At 50.9% G+C, this 2,194-nt stretch carries 3 protein-coding genes; 1 reads left to right on the top strand and 2 read right to left on the bottom strand.

The genetic code is table 11. The features are described from left to right. Positions 1–445, bottom strand: a 445-nt coding sequence (locus PPL9_RS31775) for an FAD-dependent oxidoreductase (RefSeq protein ID WP_208989739.1), incomplete at its 3' end; no start/stop codon positions are given. Positions 446–599: 154 nt separating this feature from the next. Here PPL9_RS31775 and PPL9_RS30635 point away from each other — a divergent pair. Continuing rightward, a complete protein-coding gene (locus tag PPL9_RS30635; RefSeq protein ID WP_208989740.1) occupies positions 600–1,265 on the top strand; it encodes a hypothetical protein in 666 nt (221 codons plus the stop codon). A 665-nt stretch (positions 1,266–1,930) separates the two neighbouring features. On the opposite strand, the gene PPL9_RS34630 is transcribed toward PPL9_RS30635, so the two are convergent. Next, positions 1,931–2,194 (bottom strand): hypothetical protein (locus PPL9_RS34630; protein ID WP_244273514.1); only part of this gene is annotated, 264 nt, incomplete at its 5' end.

The raw sequence follows: 2,194 nt of genomic DNA on the forward strand, positions 1-2,194 counted from the left end.
CGGAAAGAGCTGGAGATGTGAGCGGGCCGGTTGCAAGAATGACCTGACCGCTTTCTGCTGATGGAATTTCAGTCACTTCTTCGCGGAGGATCTCTACGTTCTCGTGGCCTTCCAGCGCGGCTTGCACAGCTTGGGAAAACCCATCGCGATCCACGGCCAGCGCGCCGCCAGCAGGCACTTTGTTGGCATCTGCGCATCTCATGATCAGGGAGCCAGCGGCACGCAGCTCAGCATGAAGCAGACCAACAGCGTTGTTTTCAGCATCGTCAGAACGGAATGAGTTGGAGCACACCAGTTCTGCAAGGCCATCTGTTTTGTGTGCATCGGTCTCACGTGTTGGGCGCATTTCGTGCAGAACGACCTTCAGGCCTTTTTCTGCGATCTGCCATGCTGCTTCGGAGCCTGCCAGGCCGCCGCCAACCACGTGTATGGTCTGCTTCGTCATTTCCTATCCAATCGACTGGGCTTCTGTTGCGCCAAAGCGTCTGATGAAGCCTAAGTGTTTATCGCTTGCGAATTGCTTAGCCTCTGAACTTGCTCAGTTCAATCATTTAGGCCATCAATCTTCCATGGTTGTGCAAAGTGATTCACAAAAACACATGTATTTTTCAAATAAGAAACTGAAGAAAATTTCTCAGGCCTTCGTGATTGCAGTTGGCGCAATTGGGCTGACTGCGTGCATGAGCCAAATTAATAGAAAGCCAAGCACCTGGTATACTCAGATGGGTGGCATCGAAAACAAAGGTGACACATTGTACATCTGTCACGGTTTCGGCTGCGAATATCGCACGGCTGTGACGTTTAGCCAGAAAGACAAACAGCGGTTGCGTACGATTTTAAAGCGAGGGCATCGAAGCCCTGAAGCTGAGCGTGCCGCAATTTCCAAAGCGGTGCAGTGGCAAGAAAAGCGTGTTGGACCTGTGGTTGGGTCATCCAATGATATTGGTGGGCTGGATATGGGTAATGGCAACGTTAAAGGGCAGATGGATTGCATTGACGAGGCGACCAATACAACAAGCCTGCTGGTTTATGCGGGTTCTCAGGGTTGGCTTAAATACCACCGTGCAGCGCGGCCTGCCTCTCGCGGTTTTTTCCTTGATGGCAAATATCCGCATGCTTCAGCTGTTGTGGTGGATACAACGACTGAGATTCCATGGGTGGTAGACAGCTGGCGCCTGAGTAATGGCAAGCCGCCGGATATTTTGCACATGACTAAGTGGCTGACTATGACCAGCGCTGATTTGGAAAACCCACCAGGCGGGTGAGCTGGTAATCAGAGTAAAGCAGTGATGATTTGGAGAGCGTATCAGCGAGGCTGGTGCGCTTTTCTTTTGCGTGATTGTTTGCTGAGGGCAATGGGTAGTTTTCAGGGAAATAGGCCCTTAAAACAGCTAACGCCCGTCTATGGGAGGAACGACGGGCGAAGCTAGTAAACAGAGAACTGGGAGGAAATCTCTGTTTAGAACCATCAAGCAGCTTGGGAGGAGGTGCTGCCTGAGGATTGTATGTTAGGCTGCCGAGGTTTAATTGGGAGGAGTTCCTCAGCGGCCTTGAGTTGGTTTATACAAAAGACTTTCCAATTGTGCATCACATCATTTCGCATGTCCGATATGCAAAAAATGCATAGCATTATGGCAAATGATGGCGCTACCATTCTTCAAAACGACATAAATGCCAAAATTAACGATTGTGCAGTGCGGTGGTTTTGTGATTTGGGGCACAAATCTGCATACCTGAGGGGCCGGGAGTGCTGTTTTTAGGCAGTTGGTGCTGAAAACTTAATCATATGTCAATGTATCGCCGGCTTTGGGTGGGGTTTGCAGTGGATCGGCGCCAGTTGGTATTTTGTGTTGTTTTCGCGGAAAGAGACTGTTGGGGGCGGTGATTTTTGCAAAAAAAAAGACCGGGACAGTGCCCGGCCATTTGGTTTTTATTCTGCTGCGTCCAGCTTGCTGGCGCTTCGCCTTTCAAACAATTCCTTGAGGAAGTGTCCCGTATAGCTCTCTGGTACCTCTGCCACATCCTGTGGACGGCCGGTTGCAACGATGGTTCCGCCGCCGTCGCCCCCTTCAGGGCCAAGGTCAAGGATCCAATCTGCGGTTCTGATCACTTCTAGATTGTGTTCGATCACGAGAACTGTGTTGCCCTGATCGACCAGCTCATGAAGGACATCGAGCAGCTTGGCGACATCGTG

It is taken from the genome of Pseudovibrio sp. POLY-S9, from assembly GCF_001431305.1.
Taxonomy (GTDB): Bacteria; Pseudomonadota; Alphaproteobacteria; order Rhizobiales; family Stappiaceae; genus Pseudovibrio.

Bases quoted from the DNA above. Each gene is read 5' to 3' on its own strand.
- PPL9_RS30635 (WP_208989740.1), top strand. From the start codon at position 600: ATGTATTTTTCAAATAAGAAACTGAAGAAAATTTCTCAGGCCTTCGTG.